We start from the raw sequence: 21,239 nt of genomic DNA, 5'->3' as shown, positions 1-21,239 counted from the left end.
GGCCCGGCGTCGCCCCCGGTCAGCGCGTAGCCTGGCTGCCGTGATGACCCTGATGTGGGGCGCGGTCGCCGCGTCCTCCCTGCTCGTGGGCGCCGTCCTGGCGACCCTGCGCCGCTGGCACATGGGCACGATCGGACTCGTGCTCGCCTTCGGCGCCGGCGCCCTGATCGCGTCCGTGTCCTTCGAGCTCGCGGAGGCGGGCGTGCAGGCGGCCGGACCTGCCGCCGTCGGCATCGGGCTGACGCTCGGCGCGGCCGCCTACTTCCTCGGCGACCGTGCGGTGGAGCGCTCCGCCGCGAGGTCCGGCGGCTCGTCCTCGGGCGCGGCGCTGACCGTGGGCGCGCTGCTGGACGGCATCCCGGAGCAGCTCGTGCTGGGCATCGGGCTGGCCGCGGGCGAGGGCGTCTCCCTTGCGCTGCTCGTGGCGATCTTCATGTCCAACCTGCCCGAGTCCATCGCCGCCACGGCCGACTCCCTCGACGGCGGCAAGACGCGGCGCCACCTGCTGGTCCAGTGGTCGCTCGTGGCGGTGGTCTGCGCTCTGGCGACGTGGGGCGGCGGGCTGATCGCCGACGTCGCCTCCCCCACCCTGACCGGCGGCATCCAGGGGTTCGCGGCCGGCGCCCTGCTGGTCATGCTGATCGACACGATGATCCCCGAGGCCCGAGAGAAGGGCGGGGAGAAGGCCGGGCTGCTCACCGTGGTCGGCTTCGCGCTCGGCGCGTTCCTGTCCCTGGTGGTGTGACCGCCCAGGGACAGGAACGCCCGACTCCGGTCACGGGGTGGGCATGCCGCCGGTCACCGGGATGGTCGCGCCCACCACATAGGAGGACTCCGGCGAGGCCAGGAACACGTAGGCCGGGGCCAGCTCGGTGGGCTGCCCGGCGCGGCCCAGCGGGGTGGACTGGCCGAACTCCGGCAGGTCCTCCGACTTCTGGCCGCCGGAGGGCTGCAGCGGGGTCCAGATCGGACCGGGCGCCACGGCGTTCACGCGGATGCCCTTCGGGGCCAGCTGCTGGCCCAGGGCCTTCGTGAAGGTGTTGATGGCGGCCTTCGTGGCGGAGTAGTCCACCAGCTGCTCCGGGGCCATGTAGGCGACCACGGAGGTGGTGTTGATGATCGTGGAGCCCGGCTTCAGGTGCGGCAGGGCGGCCTTGACCAGGCGGAACTGGGCCAGGATGTTGATGTCGAAGGTGGCCTCGAGCTGCTCGTCGTCGATGTCCTCGATCGAGTCCTGCGCCACCTGCTTGCCGCCGTTGTTCACCAGCACGTCCAGCCCGCCGAGCTTCTCGACCGCCTGGGCCACGAGGTCGGCGCAGAACGTCTTGTCGCGCAGGTCGCCGGGGATCCCAGCGGCGGTGCGCCCCTCCGCCTGCAGGACCTCGAGGACGTGCTGGGCGTCCTTCTCCTCCTCGGGCAGGTAGCTGATGACGACGTCGGCGCCCTCGCGCGCGAACGCGATCGCGGTGGCCGCGCCGATGCCGGAGTCACCGCCGGTGATGAGCGCCTTGCGGCCCTCGAGACGGCCGGTGCCGCGGTAGGACTTCTCACCCAGGTCGGCCTTCGGCGTCATCTCCGCGTCCAGGCCGGTGCCCGGCAGCGACTGCTCCGGCGGGCTGATCACGGGGTAGCGCTTCGTGGGGTCCTGCAGGGTGAGCTGGTCGGTGGTGGTGGTGTTCGCGTCGTCGTGCGCCACGGGGTGCTCCTCACGGTCTCGGGGCGACGCGCGGTCTGCGCGCCGTCCTCCGAGCGTAGGGAGCAGCCCCCCGGCGGCGCCACGGCTGATCCCCGGGTCACCGGACGTGCCCCACCCGCTCCCCTGGATGACGAGCCCTGCGATATGGCCCCTAAACCACGCGTTTAGGGGCCATATCGCAGGGCTCGTCGCGAGGAGTCGGGGCCGGTGCCGGGGCCGGGCGTCACAGCCCGCCGTGCACGAACTCCCCGCCCACGGCGGTGGCGACGACGTCGATCGCCGCGATCTGGTCGCTCGGCACCGCGCGCGGGTCCTCGCTGAGCACCGTGAAGTCCGCGAGCTGGCCTGCGACGAGCCGTCCCTTGCGGCCGCCCCAGCCGGTCGCCTCCGCGGAGCCGACCGTGTAGGCGTGCAGGGCTTCGGCCACCGTGAGCCGCTCCGCGTCCGGGCCGTACTGCTCGCCGGTCTCGGTGCGGCGCAGCACGAAGTCCTGGATGACCTCCAGCGGGCGGCCGCCGGCCACGGGGCGGTCCGAGCTGCCGGGCAGCACCAGGCCCGCACGCAGCAGCCGGCCGGCCGGGTACGACAGCGCGGCCCGCTCCGGCCCGATCCGCTCCCGCACCGACCCGCCGAACGCACCGATGAAGTTCGGCTGGGTGGCCATCACGACCTCCAGCTCGGCCATGCGGGCCACCTGGTCGTCGCGGACCACCCCGCCGTGCTCCACGCGGTGCGGCATCACGGGCCGCCCGAACCGGCCCCGCGCCTCGGCGATCACGTCGAGGGCGAAGTCGAGGGCGGCGTCGCCGATCGCGTGCAGGGCCAGGGCCCAGCCGGCGGCCGCCGCACCGAGGCACGCCCGGCGCATCTCCCCCGCGTCCTGCTGCAGGTAGCCGCGGCCGTGGCCGTGCCCGCAGTAGTCCTCGGTCATCGCGGCGGTCTGCCCGAGCATCGACCCGTCCGTGAACACCTTCGCCGGCCCGATCTGCAGCCACTCGTCGCCCACCCCCGTGCGCACGCCGGCGTCGAGGGTGAGGTGCGTGCCGTCGTCGGGGTGGCCGTCCACCGGGCGCAGCGCATCCAGGGCGACCATCGTCTGGAAGCGGGTGCGCAGCAGCCCCGCGTCCCGGGCGCGCTGATACGCGCCGAACTCGAGCGGGCTGTGCCCGATCCACCCGCCGGCCACCCCCGCATCGGTCACCGAGGTGATGCCCTCGGCCGCGTACTCCTGCGACGCCCGCGCCAGGCACGCGCCGATGTGCTCGTGGGACTCCGGCTGCAGCAGCCGGGTCACCAGGCTCATGGCGGTCTCCTCCAACAGACCGGTGGGCCGGCCGGCGGCGTCCGTGAGGATCCGCCCGCCCTCGGGCTGCTGCAGCACCTGCTCCCCCACGCCGGCCAGGACCAGCACCGCCCCGGACACCGTGACGGCGTGGCCCGTGTTGTGGCGGATGAGCACGGGGCGCCCGGAGGCGGCGGCGTCGAGGCTGTCCCGGTCCGGCTGGGGGCCGGTGAGGTGGCCGGGATCGAAGCCGGTGCACGTCACCCAGGCGCCGGGGTCGAGCTCGGCGGCGCGGGCGCGGACCCGGCGGTGGACCTCCTCCGCGGTGCGCGCACCCTCGAGGTCCACGTCCAGCCGGGACTGGCCGAACCAGACGCTGTGCGCGTGGGCGTCGTTGAACCCGGCGAGGACGGTGCGCCCCCGCGCGTCGAGGCGTTCGCGCGCCGTCAAGCCGTCCAGCTCCTCGTCCACCCCGACGACGACGCCCCGCCACACCCCCAGCCGCGAGGCCGACGGGCGGGCGGGGTCGCCGGTGATGAGGCGGGCGTTCTCCACGATCAGGTCGAGCTGCATGGGGCGGGTCTCCTGGGGCGGGGCGGGCGGGCGAGGCGCGGGTGGGCGGCCTCGTCCGCGAGCGTAGCCGGGACGCGGGTCAGGGTGAGGTCTCGGCGGCGCTCACTTTCAGGGCCGAATACGACTCTCCCGGGCCCCAGAGCCCCCGGGAGAGTCGTATTCGGCCCACAAAGTGCGGAGGGCGCGGGTCAGGCGGTCGGCCCGCCGCCCGCGGCGGTCATCGCGCGTTCCAGGTCGGCCAGCAGCTCGGCGGTGGGCTCCACGCCCACGGACAGACGCACGAAACCGTCCGGGACGTCGTCGCCCCAGCGGGCGCGGCGCTCGGCCGCCGTGTGCGTGCCGCCGAAGCTGGTCTGCGGCACCACGTACTGCGCCGCGGCGATGAACCGCTCGGCCGCCGCCGCGTCCGCGAACCGCAGCCCGACGAGGCCGCCCGCCGCCGTCATCTGACGCGCCACGACCTCCGCGTCCGGGTGGTCCGCCAGCCCCGGGTAGACCACGGCGCGCACCGCCGGGTGGCCCGCGGCCAGCTCCGCGACCGCCTGCGCCGAGGCGCACATCCGGGCGAAGCGGACCTCGAGGGTCTCGAGACCGCGGTGGATGAGCCAGGCCTCGTGGGTGCCCAGGATCCCGCCGGCCAGGGTCCGCCAGCCGCGCACCCGCGCCATCACCTGCGGGTCCCGGCTGGCCACGTGCCCGCCGAGGGCGTCCGTGTGCCCGTTGACGGCCTTCGTGTCCGAGGCCATGACCACGTCCGCCCCCAGCTCCAGCGGGCGCTGCCCCAGGGGGGTCAGCAGCGTGTTGTCCACCACCACGAGGGCCCCCGCGCCGTCCCGGCGGCCGTTCGCGTGGGCGCGGGCGGCGACGTCCGCCAGGTCCGCCACGCGCAGCCCCGGGTTGGAGGGGGTCTCCACGAGCACCAGGTCGTAGCCGCTCAGGTCCGCATGGGCGAGCCCCTGGGTGGCGACCAGGTCCACGTGCACGCCTCGGGGCGTGAGGTGCTCGGCGGCGAGGGCGCGGGTGGGCCCGTAGCCGTCCGCGGGCAGGAGGGCGCGGTCCCCCGGGTGCAGCAGGGGCAGCAGGACGGCGGCGATCGCGGCCATGCCGGAGGGGACCACGGCGACGTCGGCGTCCTCCAGCGCGCCCAGGGCGGCCTCGAGCGCGGACCAGGTGGGCGTGGCCCAGCGCGCGTACTGGAAAGGCACGTCCGCGCCGGGGGCGGTGGGGGCGCCGTCCGGGTCCGCGCCGGGCAGGTGGAACGCGCTCGCGTGGACCAGCGGCGGGGAGATGGACTCCCCCGGGGCCATCCCGTGGGCGCGGTGGTGCAGGACGGTGCCGAAGGCGGGCGGCGGCGGGGCGGCGGACATGGCCCCGAGCGTAGTCCCGACCCCGGACGCGGCAGCGCGCCCCCTCCCTAGACTGGCGGACATGACCTCCGGCCCTCCCTCCCCCGCCCTGCCCGCCGGGCCCGCCGCCCACCTGCGCGGCGAGCACCTGACCGTCTCGCTCGGCGGGCACCGCGTGCTCACGGACGCCACGGTGCGGATCAACGCCGGCTCGCGGCTCGGGATCGTGGGTGAGAACGGGCGCGGCAAGACCACGCTGCTCCACGTGCTCACGGGCCGGATCACGCCCGACGTCGGCCGCGTGACGCGGGCGGGCACGCTCGCGTTCGTCCCGCAGGCGCTGCGGGCGCGGGCCGACGGGCGCTCCCGCACGGTGGGCGACCTGGTCCGCGACGCCCTCACGGGCCCGCACGCCGCACTCGAGGCCCTGGACGCCGCCGCGGCCGCCCTGGCCGAGGCCCCCGACGACGCCGGCGCCGGACACCGGTACTCCACCGCGCTGGAGCGGGCCCACCTCTACGACGCCTGGGACGCCGGCCGGCGCGTGGACATGGACCTCGAGGGGCTGCACGCGTGCACGGACCGCGAGCGCCCCCTCACATCGCTCTCGGTCGGCCAGCGCCACCGGGTGCGCCTGGCCGTCACCCTCGGCTCCCGGCCGGACCTGCTGCTGCTGGACGAGCCGACCAACCACCTGGACGACGTCGCCCTGGACTTCCTCACCCGCCGGCTGGTGGAGCACCCGGGCGGGGTCGCCGTCGTCAGCCACGACCGCGCCCTGCTGCGCGCCGTGTGCACCGACATCGTGGACCTGGATCCCAGCCAGGACGGGCGGCCGCGGCGGTACTCCGGCGGGTACGCCGGCTGGGCGAAGGGGCGCCGCCGCGCCCGGGCCGCCTGGGAGCAGGAGTACGCCGAGCAGAACGCCGAGCGCGAGCGGCTGGAGCTGGCCGTGGAGGACGCGCGGGAGCAGATGCAGGGCTCGTGGCGGCCCCCGAAGGGCACCGGCAAGCACCAGCGCTCGAGCCGGTCGGCGGGGATCGTGCAGATGTTCAACCGGCGCTTCGACGAGCTGGAGGCGCACCGGATCACCGTGCCCGAGCCGCCCCTGCGCCTGGACTGGCCGTTCGCGGACATGCCCGACGGCGACCCGCGGGACGGCGCGGACGCGGCGGCGGGCACGGCGGGCGGGCCGGGCACGGCGGGCGACGACGTCCTGCTCACCGCGGACGCCGTGCGCGTGGCCGGGCGGCTCGAGCAGCCGATGGGCGCGGCCCTCGTGCCGGGCGGCCGCGTGCTGGTGACGGGCCCGAACGGGGCCGGGAAGTCCACGCTGCTGCGCGTGCTCGCCGGGGACCTGGAGCCCACGAGCGGCTTGGTGACCGTGGGCGCCGACGTGCGCGTGCGCCTCGTGGCGCAGGAGACCCCCGCGTGGGACGAGGAGCGCACCGCCGCCGCCGTGTTCGAGGAGCACGTGCGCCGCGTCGGCGCGGACGAGGCCGGCGTCGACGACCTGGGCCGTCCCCTGCCGGCCCCCACGCTGCCCTCGCTCGGGCTGCTCACCGCCGAGGCCGCGGACACCCCGGTCGGACGCCTGTCCCAGGGGCAGCAGGCCCGTCTGCACCTGGCGATGGTGCTCATCGAGCGCCCCCACGTGCTGCTGCTGGACGAGCCGACGAACCACCTCTCCCCCGCGCTCGTGGACGAGATGACCGAGGCCCTGCAGGTCACGGAGCAGGCCGTCGTCGTGGTGACCCACGACCGGCAGATGCTCGCCGACCTCGCCGACTGGCCGCGCGTCGAGCTGCGGACCGACGCCGCGGCGGTGTGAGGCGGGCGGGGCCCCTGGCCACAGGCCCGGCCCGGCGGTCCGCCCTCAGAGGTGCGCCCGGCACAGCCGCCGCAGCGCCACGCGGGCCGGCAGTCGGTAGGCCAGGGCGACGACGGCGGGCCCGTGGACCGTCAGCCCCGCCCGGGTGCCGCGGGGGGTGGCGGTGAGGTCGTGCGTCATGGAGACCGCCGTCCCGGCCACCCGCACCGTCCACCGCCAGGTGCGGGCGTCGTCGTCGACCTCCTCGACCACGAACGGGACGCGCAGCCCCAGGGGCGCGTGGACCACGCCGCGAAGCCCGGCCCGCAGCCGGCGCCGTGGCGCCTCCACGGCGCGGATCTGCGGAGCCCACCGCGGCCACAGGCGCAGGTCGGCGTAGCGGGCCCAGGCCACGTCCACGGCGGCGGGCCCGGTCGTCGTCACGCGGCGGAACTGTCGGGGGCGGCGCGCGCGCCTCGCGCCGGCGGGGGTGCGGGTCCAGGGGGTCCGGATCATGGTGCCGAGCGTAGGGTCCGGACCGCCGGCCGGGACACGCCCGCCGGCCCGAGCGGCTCGGCCAGTGCACCGGGGGCGGCGTCGCGCTCCGGCAGGATGGGCGCATGACCCTCCCCACCCCCTCCGGCCGCTGGACGACGACGGCGCGGCCTGCCTTCGCCGTCGCCGCGGCCCTGTCCCTGGGCGGCAACCTGCTCTCACTGTGGATCGGCTCGTGGAAGTCCTCGGACCTGCCGGCCGACGCGGGCTACGCGGGCGTGCTCGAGGGCGGCTGGGAGCACATGCTCAACCAGCCCACGTACTTCACGTTCCTCTCGAACTTCCTGGTGGGGCTGACGTCCCTGCTGCTGGCGCTGCGCCTGCACCGGCCGGGCACGCTGTTCCGGGTGCTGCGGGTGACGGGGGTGGTGTGCATCGTGATCACGGGCGTGGTGTTCAACGTGCTGCTGCGGGACGCCGACCCGATGACCGCCGTCGAGCGGTTCAACGACACCCTGCAGCACATCGTCACGCCGATCCTCACCCCGGTGCTGTGGGCGGTCTTCGGGCCGCGGCGGCAGATCACGTGGCGGGTGGTGTGGTTGTCCACGCTCATCCCGCTCGCCTGGCTGGCGTTCACGCTGCTGCGCGGGCCGTGGCTGGACTGGTACCCGTACACGATCCTGGACGTCCCGCGGCTGGGCTACGACGGCGTCGCCGTCTACGTGGTGGCGATCCTCGTGTTCTTCGTGGCGGTCGCCGCCCTGCTGCGGGTGGCCGACGGCCTGCTGGCGCGGGCCGGCGTCGGGGTGGGGGCGGGCGCCGAGGCGGAGGCCCGGGTGGAGGCCCGTCCCTCCCCCTGACCCCGCCTCAGTCCGACGCCGCGCGGCCCACCTGCACCGCCCACGCGCGGACGAGCGCCTCGGCGACCTCCGGCTGGTCCAGGTGCACGTTGTGGCCGGCGGCGTCGAGCGCCGCGTAGGTGGCGCGCGGGTAATGCTCCAGGAGCGCGGCCTGGTCCCGGTAGCCGACGAGGTGGTCCTCCCGGCCGGTGAGGATCAGGGCGGGCCCCTCGAACGGCGGCGCGGCCTCCTCCGGCACGGCGTCCAGGACGTAGCGCGCGGACAGGCGCTTCAGCGCCTCCTCGTCCACGGCGCGGACGCCCGGCAGCGCGTGCTCGCGGAACCGCTCCCACGTGTCCCGCGTCAGCCGCGGGGACATCTCGAGGAACGGGGCGGCGTCGTCGGGGTCGAGGGTAGACATGAAGGCGTCGTCGCGCTCGCGCACCACCAGGTCGGTGCGGGTGCGCCGGTCCTCGTCCGGGTCGACGACGGGCGCGAGCAGCCCCAGCCCCAACACCTGCGCGCCGAACTCGGCCGCCACGTGCCGGGCGAGCAGGCCGCCGAGGGAGTTGCCGAGCACCGCGAACGGCCGCTCGCCGACCTCCGCGCGGATCCAGTCCACGAGCCAGGCGGCGAGCTCGGGGAGGCCGCCGTCGTCCTGGAGGGCCGAGGTCCGGCCGAAGCCCGGCAGGTCCACGTAGATCCGCTCGACCTCCCCGGCCTCGGCGAGGGCGTCGTCGAGCGGCAGCAGCAGCCGGTGGTCCACGCTGTTGCCGTGCACCGCGATCAGCGGGACGCCGGAGCCGCGGCGGACGACGTGGGGGTTCTCGGGGGTGTGCTCGGATGTGTGCTCGGTCATGGGTCCGAGCGTAGGGCTGAGCGCGCGGTGCCGCCCTCTCCCCGCCGCCCTCTCCTCGCCGCCCTCTCCCCGCTGCCCCCTCCCCACCGCTTTGCGGGCCGAATGCGACGCTCCCGTGCCCGATTCAGGGGCTCATCCGTCGGATTCGGCCCACAAAGTGCTCGGCCGGGCCGCCCGGTGCCGGCCGGTCACCAGAGCAGCTGGTCCCCGCGGATCTGCGTCTGGAGTCCGTCGATGCGCCCGAGCACGGAGACCTGCAGCAGGGCTGGCCAGGCGTGCACCACGAGCCCCAGGGCCACCGCGACCACGCCCCAGACCGGATGCCCGACGGCCGCCAGCGCCACGCCCGCCACCGCGTGCAGACCCGCGGAGGCGGCGTGGCTGACGAGGGAGCCCACGGCGGCGGTGCGGATGCGCCGCAGGTCGGCCCGGCCGGTGATGCGGCGGCTGATGGCCGCGTTCCAGCCGACGGCGCCCAGCTGCCGGGAGAGCCAGTCGGTGCGGACCCGGCGGGCGAGATCGCGCCAGCGCGTGTCCCGCCTCCACGGCCGGTCCACGAGCTGCCGCGAGGGCTCCCCGTAGAACGGGCCGAACCCGAAGGTCCCCACCGTGAGCACGCCGACGAACAGCCCCGGCGCCGTCGGCGCCATCAGCACGAAGGCGGACATCAGGGCGGCGACGGTGAGGGCCAGACCGGCGAGCGAGCGGGGAGTCATCACCGCGGACGCTAGCGCACCGGGCCCGCACCCCGGGCGATCCCCTCGAGCCGCCGCACGTGCGCGGCCCACCGCTCGGCGTCCCAGCCGGGCAGGTTGTCCCCGGGGCCGCGCAGGCCGGCCTGCCCGTCGATCCCCTCGCGCAGGATGTCGGCGTGGCCGGCATGGCGGGCCGCGTCGAGGGCCACGTGGGAGAGGATCTGCGCCAGAGTCACCTCGGCCAGGTGCGCGGGCCACCAGGGGACCCGCCCCCGCGCGTCGAGGACGAGGGCCTCGATGGTCGCGTCCGCGTGCGCGAAGCATCGCCGCGCGTAGTCGAGGACGTCCTCGAGGGTCTCGTCCTCGGCGGCGAACAGGTCCGCGCCGTTCTCCTCGCCCACCCCCGGCGCGTCCCAGGGCAGGGGGATGCCGGCGGGGCGGCCGAAGACCTCGCCGAAGTACTCGAGCTCGCACGTGGCCGCGTGCTTGAGCAGGCCCAGCAGGTTGGTGCCGGTGGGGGTGCGGGGCAGGCGGACCTCCCGCTCGGGCAGGCCGTCCAGCTTCGCGAAGAGGGCGTCGCGCTGCCGGCGCAGCCCCTGATGGAGGATCTCCTTGTGGTCCATGGGGTGAGCCTGCCGGGATTCAGGCCGCGCGGACGGCCCTGGCCCGTGGCCCGACGTCGTCGCGGACGTCCGGCGCCCCGGGCCGCCGTCGTCGGTCCTCAGCCCTCCCGGCGCGGGACCACGGTGATGGCCCGGGTGTCCGGGGCGGTGTCCGCGACGTGGTCCATGGCCTCGTCCACGTCCCCGGTGCGCTCGTAGGCCGCGTGGATCTGCTCCCACAGGCGGGCGTTGCGGACGCCGATCGCCGCCGGATCCAGCACGGGGTCCTGGCCCGCTCGGCGCTGGCGGTCGTAGTCCTTGAACAGCCGGATGGCCACGGGGCTCAGCAGGATGAGTGCCACGATGTTCACCCACGTGTAGAGGCCGACGCCGAAGTCGGCGAACGCCCACACGAGGGCCGAGCTCTGCACGGACCCGAACACCATGGAGCCGGCCAGCATCAGCCGGGCGATCGCGATGACCGCGCGCTGCGCCGTCTTGTTCGGGATGAGGTAGGCGACATTCGTCTCCGCGTAGAACGCGAAGGAGAGCAGGGTGGTGAAGGAGAAGAGGAAGACGGCAATCGCCACGAAGGACGGGCCGAAGGCGGGCAGTGCCTCGTCGATGGCGATCTGGACCCACGCCGGGCCCTCCTCGACGCCGGGCACGTGCTCCGCGAGCAGACTCTCCCCGTCCGGGCCCAGCACGTTGAAGCTGTTCGTGGCGAGGATCATCAGGCCGGTCATGGTGCAGACGAACAGGGTGTCCACGTAGGCGGAGAACGCCTGGGCCAGGCCCTGCTTCACGGGGTGGGAGACGTGGGCGGCCGCCGAGGCCTGGGCGCCCGAACCGGTGCCGATCTCGGTGGAGTACACGGCACGGCGCACGCCCCACGCGACGGCGGCACCGAGGATGCCGCCGTAGACCGAGTCCAGGCCCAGCGCGCTGGAGAAGATCAGCCCGAACATCGCGGGGACCTGCTGCCACATGAGCCCGACGACGAGCAGCCCCACCAGGATGTACGCGCCGGCCATGAACGGGACCACGAGGCCCACCGTGCGGCCCAGGCGGTGCATGCCGCCGAACACGATCACGCAGAACAGCACGGCCATCCCGAGACCCACCCACAGCGGATCCCAACCCCATGCCTCGGTCGTGGCGGCGGTGACGGCGTTGGCCTGGATCTGCGGGCCGGTGAAGACCGTCGCGAACACGGTGGCCGCGGCGTACGCGACCGCCAGCCACCGCCAGTTCCGGCCGAGCCCCTCGAGGATGTAGTACGCGGGCCCGCCGCGGTACTCGCCGCGGACCTTGTGCTTGTAGAGCTGCGCCAGCGAGCTCTCCACGAGCGCCACGGGGGCGCCGAGGATCGCCGTCACCCACATCCAGAACAGCGCGCCCGGGCCGCCCAGGTAGATCGCGGCCGCGACGCCCGCGATGTTGCCGACCCCGATGCGCCCGCCCAGGGCCATGGCGAACGACTGGAACGAGCTGATCCCCGCCGACGACGATCCTCCCCTGACCAGCTGGCCCACCATGTCCTTGAGCAGCCGCACCTGGGGAGCCGCCATGCGGATCGTGAAGTACAGGCCCAGGGCGAGGAGCCCGACGACCATGGGCAGGCTCCACATGATCGAGTTGGCGGCGGTGACGAACTGCTCCATGGTCACTTCCCAGGTCGCGGACAGGATCCGTGCACTCCATCACATTCGGGCCACCCCGGGCACCCCTGAGCCCCCGGGGGTCCGCGCGGGACCGGCAGGGTCGGCCGGCCAGACACGCCGTGCCGCCCCCGCACCGGCTCACCCCTGCCCCGCTCCCGCCTCCTCCCGCACTGTCACCGCCAGCTCGATGTGTCCGGCCTCCGGGTCCGCGAGGATCTGGCGGATCTCCGGCGCGGCACCGGCGTCCTCCATGTCGAACGCGTCCATGAGCCCCAGCAGATCCGGATGGGGCAGCGCGCCGCCGGGGGCGTCGTCGAGCAGGTCGACCTCGCCCGTGTCGGCCCGCACGTCCACGTACCGCTCCACGCGGCGCGGCAGCGTCCCGGCCACCACCTCGTGCCCGTCGACCCTGAGACCCGCGGGAGCCGGGCCGCTCAGCGGGACGGCCAGGACGGTCTCCACGACGTCGGCGGCGCCCGGCACCGGACGCAGCGCCGTCCACAGCGGCCCGGCGGGTGCCGACCCCGCCTCCGCGAGTGCCTGGAACAGCGTCGCGAAGGCGGCGTTCGCGCGCTCGGTGGTCGACTCCTCACCGGCCTCGTCCAGGGCCACCCGCTGCACGACGCCGGCCCACGGCGTCGGCCCGACCGTGCGCTCCGCCACGGGGCCGGGACGGGCGGGGCCGCCGTCGTCGTCGGGATCCGGGGCCGCGTAGACACCGGCGACCGCGAGCGCGAGCGCGCGGTCCTCGAGGTCGCGGCGGCGTCGCAGCTCGGCCGCGTGCGCCTTCGCGCTCAGTCCGGTGGCGAGGGCGAACTCGCCGACGGTCATCAGGGGGCTCATGGGGCGACCTCTCTCTCAGGTGATCCCAGCGTGGGCGTTCCCCCAAGGGGAGGGTCAAGCGTCGCCCACGGCGCCGCCGCGCGCCGTCCCCGGCACAGCTCTGCGACTGTTACCCCGCGCGTCCTGCGCGGCGCGCGGGCCCGGCCGCACACTGTCTCATGGCAGGCATGATCATCACCGGACTCCTCCTCGGCCTCGTCCTGGGCTTCGTGTTCCAGCGCGGACGCTTCTGCGTCACGGGCGCCTTCCGTGACCTGTTCACCATCCGGTCCACCCGCTGGCTCACCGCGTTCATGGTGATCGTGGCCGTCCAGTCGGTGGGCGTGTTCGCCCTCGACGCGCTCGGCGTGATCACCCTGGAGGCGGAGACGTTCCCGTGGCTCGGCACGATCATCGGCGGCCTGATCTTCGGCTTCTCGATCGTGCTCGCGGGCGGCTGTGCCACCGGCACGTACTACCGCGCGGGCGAGGGCCTCGTGGGCTCGTGGTTCGCGCTGATCTTCTACATCGTGGGCGCCACCGCGTTCCGCAAGGGCCCGCTGGCCGGCACCACCGAGGCCGTCCGCTCCGTCGAGACGCAGACGGGTTCGTTCCAGCAGCTCACGGGGCTGTCCCCGTGGGTGTTCGTGGCGCTGCTCGTGGCCGGCGTCGGCCTGGCCGTGCGTCATCACCTGCGCCGCGAGGCGGCCATGACCCGCTTCCGCCTGCCCGCCGCCAAGACCGGCCTCGCGCACGTGCTCACCGAGAAGGCGTGGCACCCGTTCGTCACCGCCGCGATCATCGGCGTGCTGGCGATCCTCGCGTGGCCGCTCTCCTGGGCGACCGGCCGCGAGTCCGGCCTGGGCATCACCGGCCCGTCCGCGAACATCGGCGCGTTCATCGGCACGGGCGAACTCGAGCTCGTGGACTGGGGCGTGCTGATGGTGACGGGCCTGCTGATCGGCTCGTTCATCGCCGCGAAGGCCTCCGGCGAGTTCCGCGTCCGCGTTCCCGACGCGCAGACCACCGTCCGCTCGATCATCGGCGGCCTCGGCATGGGCTGGGGCGCGGCGTGGGCCGGCGGCTGCACCATCGGCAACGCGATGGTGAACACCGCGACCTTCAGCTTCCAGGGCTGGACCGCCCTCGTGTTCATGGTGCTGGGCACCGGCCTGGCGGCCAAGCTCTTCATCCTCAACCACCGCGGCAAGGGCACGACGCCGGCCCCCACCTCCGGCTCTGGCCTCACCTCGGCCGAGGGCGCGGCGGCGGACGCCGGGGCGGCCCGCCCCGTGAAGCTCACGCCGATCGGCTGAGCCGACCCGCCCACGAACGACCTCTGACCACCGACACCAAGGAGAGAACATCATGGCGAAGCACCTGCTCGAGACCGACGGCCAGGTCTGCCCCTTCCCGCTCGTGGAGGCCAACCAGGCGATGCAGCAGATCCCCTCCGGGGACGAGCTCGTGATCGACTTCGACTGCACCCAGGCCACCGACTCCCTGCCCCGCTGGGCCGCGGAGAACGGCCACGAGGTCACCGACTTCGTGAAGCGCGGCGCCGCGGAGTGGACGATCACCGTGAAGAAGGGCTGAGGGGCGGAGGAGCCCCTCGGCACCTCCGCACTCCGCAGGGGGCTCAGACCTCCAGCAGCACCTTGATCTCGCGGCGCTCGTCCATGGCCTGGTACGCCTCGGCGGCGTCGTCGAGCGGCATGCGCGCGGTGAACACGCGGCCGGGCTGGATCTCGCCGGACTGGATGCGCTCGATCAGCTCGGGTAGGAAGCGGCGGACGGGGGCGGGCCCGCCCTCGAGGTGGATCTCCCGGGCGAAGAGGTCGGAGCCGTCGAGGGTCTGGTCGTGGGAGACGCCCACGAACCCGACGTACCCGCCGGGGCGCACCGAGGCCAGGGCCTGGTCCATGGAGCCCTGCGTGCCGACGGCCTCGCACACCCCGTGCGCGCCGTAGCCGCCGGTGAGCTCGCGCACCTGGGCGGCGCCCTCCTCGCCGCGCTCGGCGATCACGACGTCCGCGCCGAACTCACGGGCGAGCGCGGCCCGATCCTCATGGCGGGAGAACACGATGACCTGCTCCGCGCCGAGGGTCTTGGCGGCCAGGACGGCGCACAGGCCGACGGCGCCGTCGCCGACCACGGCGATGGTCTTGCCGGGGCCGGCCTGCGCGGCGACGGCGGCGTACCAGCCGGTGCCGAGCACATCCGAGGCGGCGAGGTAGTCGGCCAGGCGGTCCGGGTCCGAGGGCTCACCCCCGGGCACCTTCACGAGGGAGCCGTCCGCGAGCTCGACACGCATGTACTGCGCCTGGCTGCCCGTGTACTCGCCGGCGTTGACGCAGCGGGACTGGTAGCCGGCCTGGCAGATCTCGCACGTGTTGTCCGAGAGCATGAACGAGCCGATCACGAAGTCACCGACCTCGAGGGTGGCGACGTCCTCGCCCTTCTCCACGATCGTGCCGACGTACTCGTGGCCCATGCGCCGGTGGTCGACGTCGTTGTGACCGCGGTAGGGCCACAGGTCCGAGCCGCACACGCACGCGGCGGCCAGCTTCAGGACGACGTCCGTGGGCTGAGCGACGCGCGGGGTGTCCACCTCCTCCACGACGACGTCGCCCGGCGCGCGCATGACGACGGCCTTCATCGTCTCGGGGATGGCAGGGGTGGCGGGGGTCTGTGCGGTCATGGTCTGTCCTCCGGTCTGGCCCGGCGGTCCGGGCGGCGGTGTGCGGGGACCAGTCTTGCGCCCCTGAGCCGTGGAGACGACACATCGACGTCGCAGGCGGGGCCGGTGGATGACCGCGCGCCAGCGACATCACCGCCGGGCAGAACCGCGGTGATGTCGCTGGCGTGAGGTCCGCCGACACACCCCGCTCGGCTCACAGCGAACGAGCACCGCCGGGCGTTACGCTGTGGTTCCCATCACATCCGACTCCCCTCGGAGGCCCGTCGTGACCCTCACCCTGCCCGCCCGCCTCGAGCGCACCGCCGCCGAGCACCCGAACTCCACCGCCCTGATCCTCGGCGAGAACCGCATGACGTACGCCGAGCTGCAGGACCAGTCCCAGCGTCTGGCCGGGCTCATGCGGCAGGAGGGCATCGGCCCCGGGGACCGCGTGGCGCTCATGGTGCCGAACATCCCGGCGTTCCCGGTGGTGTTCTTCGCGGCCCTGCAGCTGGGCGCCGTCGTCGTCCCGATGAACCCGCTGTTCAAGCGCCGCGAGATCGAGTACTACCTGGAGGACTCGGGCGCGTCGATGCTGTGGTCCGTGCCGTCCGAGGAAGCCGTGGAGGGCGCCCGCGAGCGCGGTGTGCCGCTGCGCACCCTCGGCGAGGACGGCCTCGCCCCGCACCTCGCGGCGAGCCCCGGCCCGGTGACCGAGACCGTCGAGCGGGACCTCGAGGACGACGCCGTCATCCTCTACACCTCCGGCACCACCGGCCGCCCCAAGGGCGCCCAGCTGACCCACCGGAACATGGGCACCAACGCGGACACCGCGGCGGAGACGCTGATCCAGCTCCAGCACGGGGAGACCGTGCTCGGCTGCCTGCCGCTGTTCCACGTCTTCGGCCTCACGTGCGCGCTCATGGCGCCCGTGACGACGGGCGCCAGCCTGGCGTTGATCCCCCGCTTCGATCCCGCCGTGGCCGCGCAGACCGTCCGGGAGTGCGCGGTGGACGTGTTCATCGGCGTGCCCACCATGTACGGGGCCGTGCTGGCCGCGGCCAAGGACCATCCGGAGGACCTGGCCAGCCTGCGCCTGGGCGTCTCCGGCGGATCGGCCCTGCCCGTGGAGCTGCTGCGCCGCTTCGAGGCCACCTTCGACTGCGAGATCCTCGAGGGCTACGGCCTGTCCGAGACCTCCCCGGTGGCGTGCTTCAACCATCCGGGTGAGGAGCATCAGCCGGGCTCGATCGGACGCGCCGTCCGCGGGTGCGAACTGCAGCTGGTGACGCCGGACGGGGCCGTGGTGCCCGAGGGCGATGAGGAGACCCTGGGCGAGGTGTGGATCCGCGGGGAGAACGTGATGAAGGGCTACTGGGGCAAGCCGGAGGCCACCGCCCAGGCCATCACCGAGGACGGCTGGTTCCGCTCCGGCGACCTCGCCCGGCGCGATGCCGCGGGCAACTACTACATCGTGGACCGCACGAAGGACATGATCCTGCGCGGCGGGCTCAACGTGTACCCGCGCGAGATCGAGGAGGTGCTCTACGAGCACCCGGCCGTCGCGGAGGCCGCCGTGGTGGGGGTGCCCCACCCGGAGCTCGGCCAGGAGGTCGCCGCGCACGTGGTGCTCGCCCCCGGTGCGCACGCCACGGAGGAGGAGCTGATCCAGCACGTGAAGTCCCAGGTGGCGCCCTACAAGTACCCGCGCACCGTGACCGTGCGGGACGGGCTGCCCAAGACCGCCACCGGCAAGATCCTCAAGCGGGAACTGACGCCGGCGGAGTGAGCGGGGTGACCGCCCGGGCCGGACACACGGGTGAGCCTCCCATGACGACCCTGCCGCGTCTGCGGGCGGAGGTGGCCCGGCGGTACGCCGCCCTCGACCTGCCCGCCTGGCCTGCCCCGCACCCGGACGGCGCCCCGCCTCGGGAGGAGGAGTACTCCCGGGTGACCGACCCGCAGCGGTATCGGATCGCGGGCGCCCGGGCCCGCGTGTGGGCCGAGGTGCTCGCGGAGGCGGGCGCCGTCGTCGTGCCGGACCCGGTGCGTGGCATCCCGCTCGACGAGGCCGGGCGCGCCGACCTGGCGGCCCCCGTGGACCGGGCGCTGCGGGTGGCGCCGCCGGCCTGCGTCGACGGCGCCTCCCCCTGGTGGCTGCTGGAGACGGACGTGCCCCAGGACGACGACGGCGGCGTCCTGCCGGTGCTCCGGGTGGCGGTCGGTGCCCCGGGGCAGGTGCACGCGCTGCTCCCGGACTGCGGATGCGACGCCTGCGACCCCGGGTCGGATGAGCTGCTCGAGGCCGTGGACCAGGCGGTCGTGCACGCGGTCGGGACGGGGGTGAGCCTGCGGGGCCGTCATGGGCTGCGGCGCCGGGACTGGCACGTGCACTGGCGCGAGGACGGCACGGCCGAGGCGCTGGGCCGGGTCCCGGGGTGGTCGTTCGAGGCGCTCACGGACGCCTGCCGGGACCTGGCCGCCGGCGGCCGCCCGAGGCTGCCCCGCGGGACCGAGGCGACCGTGCGGGCGGGGTGGCTCCCGGAGGCGTGAGGGGGCGGCGGTGGCCGGGTGCCGCCGCTCAGAACAGTGCCGCCACCCCCCGAGCGGCGAGCGGGACGAGCCGCACGGCCCGCACCACGGTGAACGCGGTGACCACCGAGACGAGCGCCCACTCCCGCCAGGACCCGGTCCGGCCGAGCAGGGGAAGCCGGAACCGTCCGGAGGACTGCCACCACCACAGGCGCGCGGGAGGCTCCGGGCTGAGCGGCCAGAGCAGGGCCACCCCGTTGTTGGTGAGGGCGTCGCCGAGGATGTGCACGCTCACGCCGACGGCCACGGAGGCGGGGATCCACCACAGCCCGTCGCTGAGGACGGTCGCCGACACCGCGACCAGGATGCCGAGTGCCCACGCGGCCCTCCATCCCCGGTTCGGGAGCAGTCGGAGGGCCTTGGCGGCCACGGCCGCCAGGAACGCGGCGATGACCCCCTGCCCCGGTGTGTAGACGTGCCCCGCGATCGGCACCTGGATGGAGGCGGCCGCCGTCGCGACGGCGGTGAACGCCGCGATCCCCACCAGCGAGTGTGTGCCGCGCCGATGCCCGCCGGCCACGTGGCGGATGCCGCGGCTCAGCCACTCGGTCAGGGGCGGCAGGGCGTGGACGACGGTGGCGCGGGGGTGGTCCCAGTCGCTGATCATGGCCGCGCCGGCGGTGGTCACGGCGCCGAGCAGCTGGAGCTCGGCGGGCAGGTGCAGCACGGCGATCGGCGACTGCCAGTGCGTGAGCGCCAGCCAGGCCGCGGCGCCGGTGGCCGCGTGGGACGGGCCCATCATGGGTGGGGTCCTCTCGTTCGCAGGACCGGGCCGCGTCACTGCGCCTGCGAGGGCCGGCGGGCGGCCCGCGGGGAAGGAAGAGGACCAGGGTGGCAGGCGGGGCGGACACGGTAAGGCGGCCGCCGCGGCCGGAGCGGGTCGAGGCGGCTGCCCGGCCGGGGGCGGCCGCCCGGCCCCTCACCCCGTCATCGCCAGCACCAGCGGGGCCAGCAGGGCGGTGAGCACACCGGAGCAGGCCATGGCGAGGGCGGAGAACGCACCGGTCTTCGGCCCCTCAGCGAGGGCGCGGGCGGTGCCGATGCCGTGGGAGCTCACGCCGATGGCCAGACCGCGCACGCGGGGGTCGCGCACGCGCAGCCGGTCGAGCACCCAGGGGGCGAACACGGCGCCGAGCACGCCGGTGAGCACGGGGAGCACGGCGGCGAGGGAGACGATCCCGCCGCCGGCGTCGGCCACCGCCATGGCGATCGGCGTCGTCGCGGACTTGGGGGCGAACGTGGCGGCCAGCGCGGCGTCCCCGCCCATCGCCCGCACGATCAGCACGGCGCTCACCATGGCGGTCAGCGAGCCGACGGTGACCCCGACGGCGACCGGCAGGAGCAGCTTCCGGATGTCAGGGCCGGCCCGGTAGAGGGGGACGGCGAGGGCCACGGTGGCGGGGCCCAGCAGGAAGGTGAGGTAACTGCCGCCGATCATGTAGGTCTCGTAGTCGATGCCGGTCAGGGCCAGGAACGCGGCCACCAGCACGATCGTCACGAGCACGGGCGTGAGCAGGGCGGTCTGCCGGGCGGCGAGCCACAGACGGCGGGAGAGCACGGCGACGGCGAGGGTCAGCGCGATGCCGAACAGCGGTGTGTGCAGGAGCGCGTCCCAGGCCTCGGCGAGGGAGTCGGTGAGTTCGGCGGCGTTCACTGTGCGTCCTCCTTGTCCGTGAGGCGGCGGGCGAGCGGGGCGGCGACGCCGGCGGTGACCACCAGCCCCAGCAGCCAGGGCACCACGAAGCCGACCAGCATCAGCGCCCGGTGTTCCTCGATGAGGCCCAGCACCGCGACGACGCCGACGCCCGCCGGGACGAACAGCAGCGGCAGGTGCTGGAGCAGGTGATGGCTCGCCGTCATCACCGGCGCGTCCTCGGCCGGCCGGCGCCACGCGAGCAGGCCGAGCAGCAGGAGCATGCCCAGCACGGCCCCGGGGATCGGCAGGTGCAGCGTGTCGGCCACGAGCGTGCCCGCCAGCTGGCAGAGCAGCAGGATCAGCAGGCCCTCGATCATCGGGGTTCACCTGCCTCGGACGGGCCCACTGGCGGCAGGCCGGGGACGACGCCGCTCCCCGCGGCGTCGAGGTGCGCCTGCAGGGCGCGCTGGGCGTCTGCGGCGCGCCCGGCGGCCAGCTGGGCGCAGATCTCGGCGTGCCCATCGAGGAGGCGGCGGGCGGCGTCGACGGATCCGCCGGTGGCGGCGTGGATCAGGCGTGCCAGGCGGGGGGCGAAGGTGCGCACGACCTCGTCGAAGGCGGCGTTGCCGCACGTGGCGATCACGTCCCGGTGGAAGCGCACGTCCAGCGCGGAGAAGGCAGCGAGGTCGCCGGCGTCCAGGGCGGCGCGCTGCTGCTCCAGGTTGGCGGTGAGCGTGGCGACGAGGGGCCCGACGGCGTCGGGCCGCGCGGCGACCGTGGCGAGGGCGGTGGACTCGAGGAGGCCGCGCAGGGCCGTGAGGTCGGCCACGCTCTGCGGCGTGAGGGCCTGCACGGCCGCGCCCTTCTTGGGGAGGAGCCGCACCAGGCCCCAGCGCTCGAGCTGGAGGAGGGCCTCCCGGGCCGGCGTCCGGGAGATGCCGGCCTCCGTGGAGAGCTGGACCTCGGTGAGCATCTCCCCCGCGGCGATCTCACCGCGGACGATGCGCCAGGCGACGTCGTGGGCCAGGCGGCCGGCAGCCGTGGCACGACTGCCCCATAAGGGGTCGGAGAGTGGAGTCATGCGGGCCAGAGTAATCGGATGCATGCATGGATGTATGCATTGTGTCGGACTCGGAAGGGGTCCGGGTGGGGAGGCGCCCATGATGCCGGCGCCCACCCTCGCCCCATGACCGTCGCCATCACCCGTCTCGACCCCGCCGGCGCGGACCGCGCGGAGCTCATTGCGCTGCTCACCGGCAACACGTGGCCCTTCCCTGTGCGCCCCACGTCACCCGGCCGGTGGCGAAGGAGGCCATCGAGGACGGCGGCAGGCACCACACACTGTCGGGTCACCAGCTCCCGATGTAGTCCTCCGGGCCGAGGAGACCCCGGGTGTCCGCCCAGGCTCCCCAGCGGTCGAGGAGGAGGGGGATGGCCTGGTCCTCCCACCAGGGCAGATGGACGAGGCCCTGACTCATGCCTCCGCGGTTGAACCGCTCCACATTGACCTTGTCCTCGTCGTAAGGCTCGGCCCCCTCGAGGGAGCGATCAGTTGAGTCCCGCATAGTGGTGTAGCGCCCGGTGGTCGGGCACGTCGTTCCAGACGTGGACGCGGCCACCGTGTGATCCTTCGAGTCAACCTCTC

At 74.7% G+C, this 21,239-nt stretch carries 22 protein-coding genes; 7 read left to right on the top strand and 15 right to left on the bottom strand.

The window, feature by feature from the left end:
* The first annotated feature begins 43 nt into the window (after window positions 1-43).
* Complete coding sequence (locus ABIB16_RS08590; RefSeq protein ID WP_044659347.1) at window positions 44-745, top strand: ZIP family metal transporter; 702 nt, start codon at window positions 44-46, stop codon at window positions 743-745.
* A 30-nt stretch (window positions 746-775) separates the two neighbouring features.
* Here ABIB16_RS08590 and ABIB16_RS08585 read toward each other — a convergent pair whose 3' ends face one another.
* From ABIB16_RS08585 to ABIB16_RS08575, 3 genes are all read right to left on the bottom strand, one after another.
* Entirely contained in the window at window positions 776-1,696 is a 921-nt protein-coding gene (locus ABIB16_RS08585; RefSeq protein WP_060973477.1) for an SDR family oxidoreductase, read from the bottom strand.
* A gap of 223 nt (window positions 1,697-1,919) precedes the next feature.
* Window positions 1,920-3,551, bottom strand: a complete 1,632-nt coding sequence (locus ABIB16_RS08580) for an amidohydrolase (RefSeq protein ID WP_101967770.1) — start codon at window positions 3,549-3,551, stop codon at window positions 1,920-1,922.
* A 188-nt stretch (window positions 3,552-3,739) separates the two neighbouring features.
* Window positions 3,740-4,918 carry a cystathionine gamma-lyase gene (locus ABIB16_RS08575; protein ID WP_095353522.1) on the bottom strand — a complete coding sequence of 393 codons (1,179 nt, stop codon included), beginning with the start codon at window positions 4,916-4,918 and terminating at the stop codon, window positions 3,740-3,742.
* A gap of 61 nt (window positions 4,919-4,979) precedes the next feature.
* Here ABIB16_RS08575 and ABIB16_RS08570 point away from each other — a divergent pair, with 61 nt between their 5' ends.
* Window positions 4,980-6,728 (top strand): ABC-F family ATP-binding cassette domain-containing protein, encoded by a 1,749-nt coding sequence (locus ABIB16_RS08570; RefSeq protein WP_036315586.1) that lies wholly within the window; start codon window positions 4,980-4,982, stop codon window positions 6,726-6,728.
* Window positions 6,729-6,773: 45 nt separating this feature from the next.
* On the opposite strand, the gene ABIB16_RS08565 is transcribed toward ABIB16_RS08570, so the two are convergent.
* On the bottom strand, window positions 6,774-7,223 hold the full coding sequence (locus ABIB16_RS08565) for an SRPBCC family protein (protein WP_020627043.1): 450 nt from the start codon (window positions 7,221-7,223) through the stop codon (window positions 6,774-6,776).
* 104 nt (window positions 7,224-7,327) lie between these two features.
* Between ABIB16_RS08565 and ABIB16_RS08560 the strand changes: the two genes are divergently transcribed.
* Complete coding sequence (locus ABIB16_RS08560; RefSeq protein WP_020627044.1) at window positions 7,328-8,065, top strand: Pr6Pr family membrane protein; 738 nt, start codon at window positions 7,328-7,330, stop codon at window positions 8,063-8,065.
* 7 nt (window positions 8,066-8,072) lie between these two features.
* Here the strand turns inward: ABIB16_RS08560 and ABIB16_RS08555 are convergent, their stop codons facing one another.
* The 5 genes from ABIB16_RS08555 to ABIB16_RS08535 all read right to left on the bottom strand — a co-directional run bounded on the left by ABIB16_RS08555 (window position 8,073) and on the right by ABIB16_RS08535 (window position 12,707).
* Window positions 8,073-8,903 carry an alpha/beta fold hydrolase gene (locus tag ABIB16_RS08555; protein ID WP_020627045.1) on the bottom strand — a complete coding sequence of 277 codons (831 nt, stop codon included), beginning with the start codon at window positions 8,901-8,903 and terminating at the stop codon, window positions 8,073-8,075.
* A gap of 188 nt (window positions 8,904-9,091) precedes the next feature.
* A complete protein-coding gene (locus ABIB16_RS08550) occupies window positions 9,092-9,619 on the bottom strand; it encodes a hypothetical protein (RefSeq protein ID WP_036315583.1) in 528 nt (175 codons plus the stop codon).
* Window positions 9,620-9,630: 11 nt separating this feature from the next.
* Window positions 9,631-10,221: a DinB family protein gene (locus tag ABIB16_RS08545; protein ID WP_044659356.1), complete on the bottom strand. Its 591-nt coding sequence runs from the start codon at window positions 10,219-10,221 to the stop codon at window positions 9,631-9,633.
* A gap of 98 nt (window positions 10,222-10,319) precedes the next feature.
* Entirely contained in the window at window positions 10,320-11,864 is a 1,545-nt protein-coding gene (locus tag ABIB16_RS08540) for an alanine/glycine:cation symporter family protein (protein ID WP_044659357.1), read from the bottom strand.
* A gap of 138 nt (window positions 11,865-12,002) precedes the next feature.
* A complete protein-coding gene (locus ABIB16_RS08535) occupies window positions 12,003-12,707 on the bottom strand; it encodes a hypothetical protein (RefSeq protein ID WP_044659358.1) in 705 nt (234 codons plus the stop codon).
* Between the two features lie 167 nt (window positions 12,708-12,874).
* On the opposite strand from ABIB16_RS08535, the gene ABIB16_RS08530 reads away from it, so the two are divergent.
* A complete protein-coding gene (locus ABIB16_RS08530; RefSeq protein WP_044659359.1) occupies window positions 12,875-14,002 on the top strand; it encodes a YeeE/YedE family protein in 1,128 nt (375 codons plus the stop codon).
* A 52-nt stretch (window positions 14,003-14,054) separates the two neighbouring features.
* Entirely contained in the window at window positions 14,055-14,282 is a 228-nt protein-coding gene (locus ABIB16_RS08525; RefSeq protein WP_002855519.1) for a sulfurtransferase TusA family protein, read from the top strand.
* Between the two features lie 43 nt (window positions 14,283-14,325).
* Here ABIB16_RS08525 and ABIB16_RS08520 read toward each other — a convergent pair whose 3' ends face one another.
* The gene (locus ABIB16_RS08520; protein WP_044659360.1) at window positions 14,326-15,387 is read right to left on the bottom strand and encodes a zinc-binding dehydrogenase; all 1,062 of its coding nucleotides are present in this window, start codon (window positions 15,385-15,387) and stop codon (window positions 14,326-14,328) included.
* Between the two features lie 265 nt (window positions 15,388-15,652).
* On the opposite strand from ABIB16_RS08520, the gene ABIB16_RS08515 reads away from it, so the two are divergent.
* A complete protein-coding gene (locus ABIB16_RS08515) occupies window positions 15,653-17,155 on the top strand; it encodes a long-chain-fatty-acid--CoA ligase (protein ID WP_044659361.1) in 1,503 nt (500 codons plus the stop codon).
* Window positions 17,156-17,196: 41 nt separating this feature from the next.
* Window positions 17,197-17,919 carry a DUF6226 family protein gene (locus tag ABIB16_RS08510; protein WP_044659362.1) on the top strand — a complete coding sequence of 241 codons (723 nt, stop codon included), beginning with the start codon at window positions 17,197-17,199 and terminating at the stop codon, window positions 17,917-17,919.
* Window positions 17,920-17,947: 28 nt separating this feature from the next.
* Here the strand turns inward: ABIB16_RS08510 and ABIB16_RS08505 are convergent, their stop codons facing one another.
* The 5 genes from ABIB16_RS08505 to ABIB16_RS08485 all read right to left on the bottom strand — a co-directional run.
* Window positions 17,948-18,700: a metal-dependent hydrolase gene (locus ABIB16_RS08505; RefSeq protein WP_044659363.1), complete on the bottom strand. Its 753-nt coding sequence runs from the start codon at window positions 18,698-18,700 to the stop codon at window positions 17,948-17,950.
* A gap of 177 nt (window positions 18,701-18,877) precedes the next feature.
* Window positions 18,878-19,612: an LrgB family protein gene (locus ABIB16_RS08500; RefSeq protein WP_044659364.1), complete on the bottom strand. Its 735-nt coding sequence runs from the start codon at window positions 19,610-19,612 to the stop codon at window positions 18,878-18,880.
* On the bottom strand, window positions 19,609-19,971 hold the full coding sequence (locus ABIB16_RS08495; protein ID WP_036315546.1) for a CidA/LrgA family protein: 363 nt from the start codon (window positions 19,969-19,971) through the stop codon (window positions 19,609-19,611). The genes ABIB16_RS08500 and ABIB16_RS08495 overlap by 4 nt, the downstream gene beginning before the upstream one ends.
* Entirely contained in the window at window positions 19,968-20,675 is a 708-nt protein-coding gene (locus ABIB16_RS08490; protein ID WP_041104849.1) for a GntR family transcriptional regulator, read from the bottom strand. Before ABIB16_RS08490 ends, ABIB16_RS08495 begins: the two co-directional genes overlap by 4 nt.
* 268 nt (window positions 20,676-20,943) lie before the next feature.
* Window positions 20,944-21,239, bottom strand: a 296-nt coding sequence (locus ABIB16_RS08485) for a hypothetical protein (RefSeq protein WP_354436209.1), incomplete at its 5' end; no start/stop codon positions are given.

This window comes from Micrococcus sp. UYEF5 (assembly GCF_040546065.1).
GTDB lineage: Bacteria > Actinomycetota > Actinomycetes > Actinomycetales > Micrococcaceae > Micrococcus > Micrococcus luteus.
This window is presented reverse-complemented; position numbering and strand designations above follow the sequence as displayed.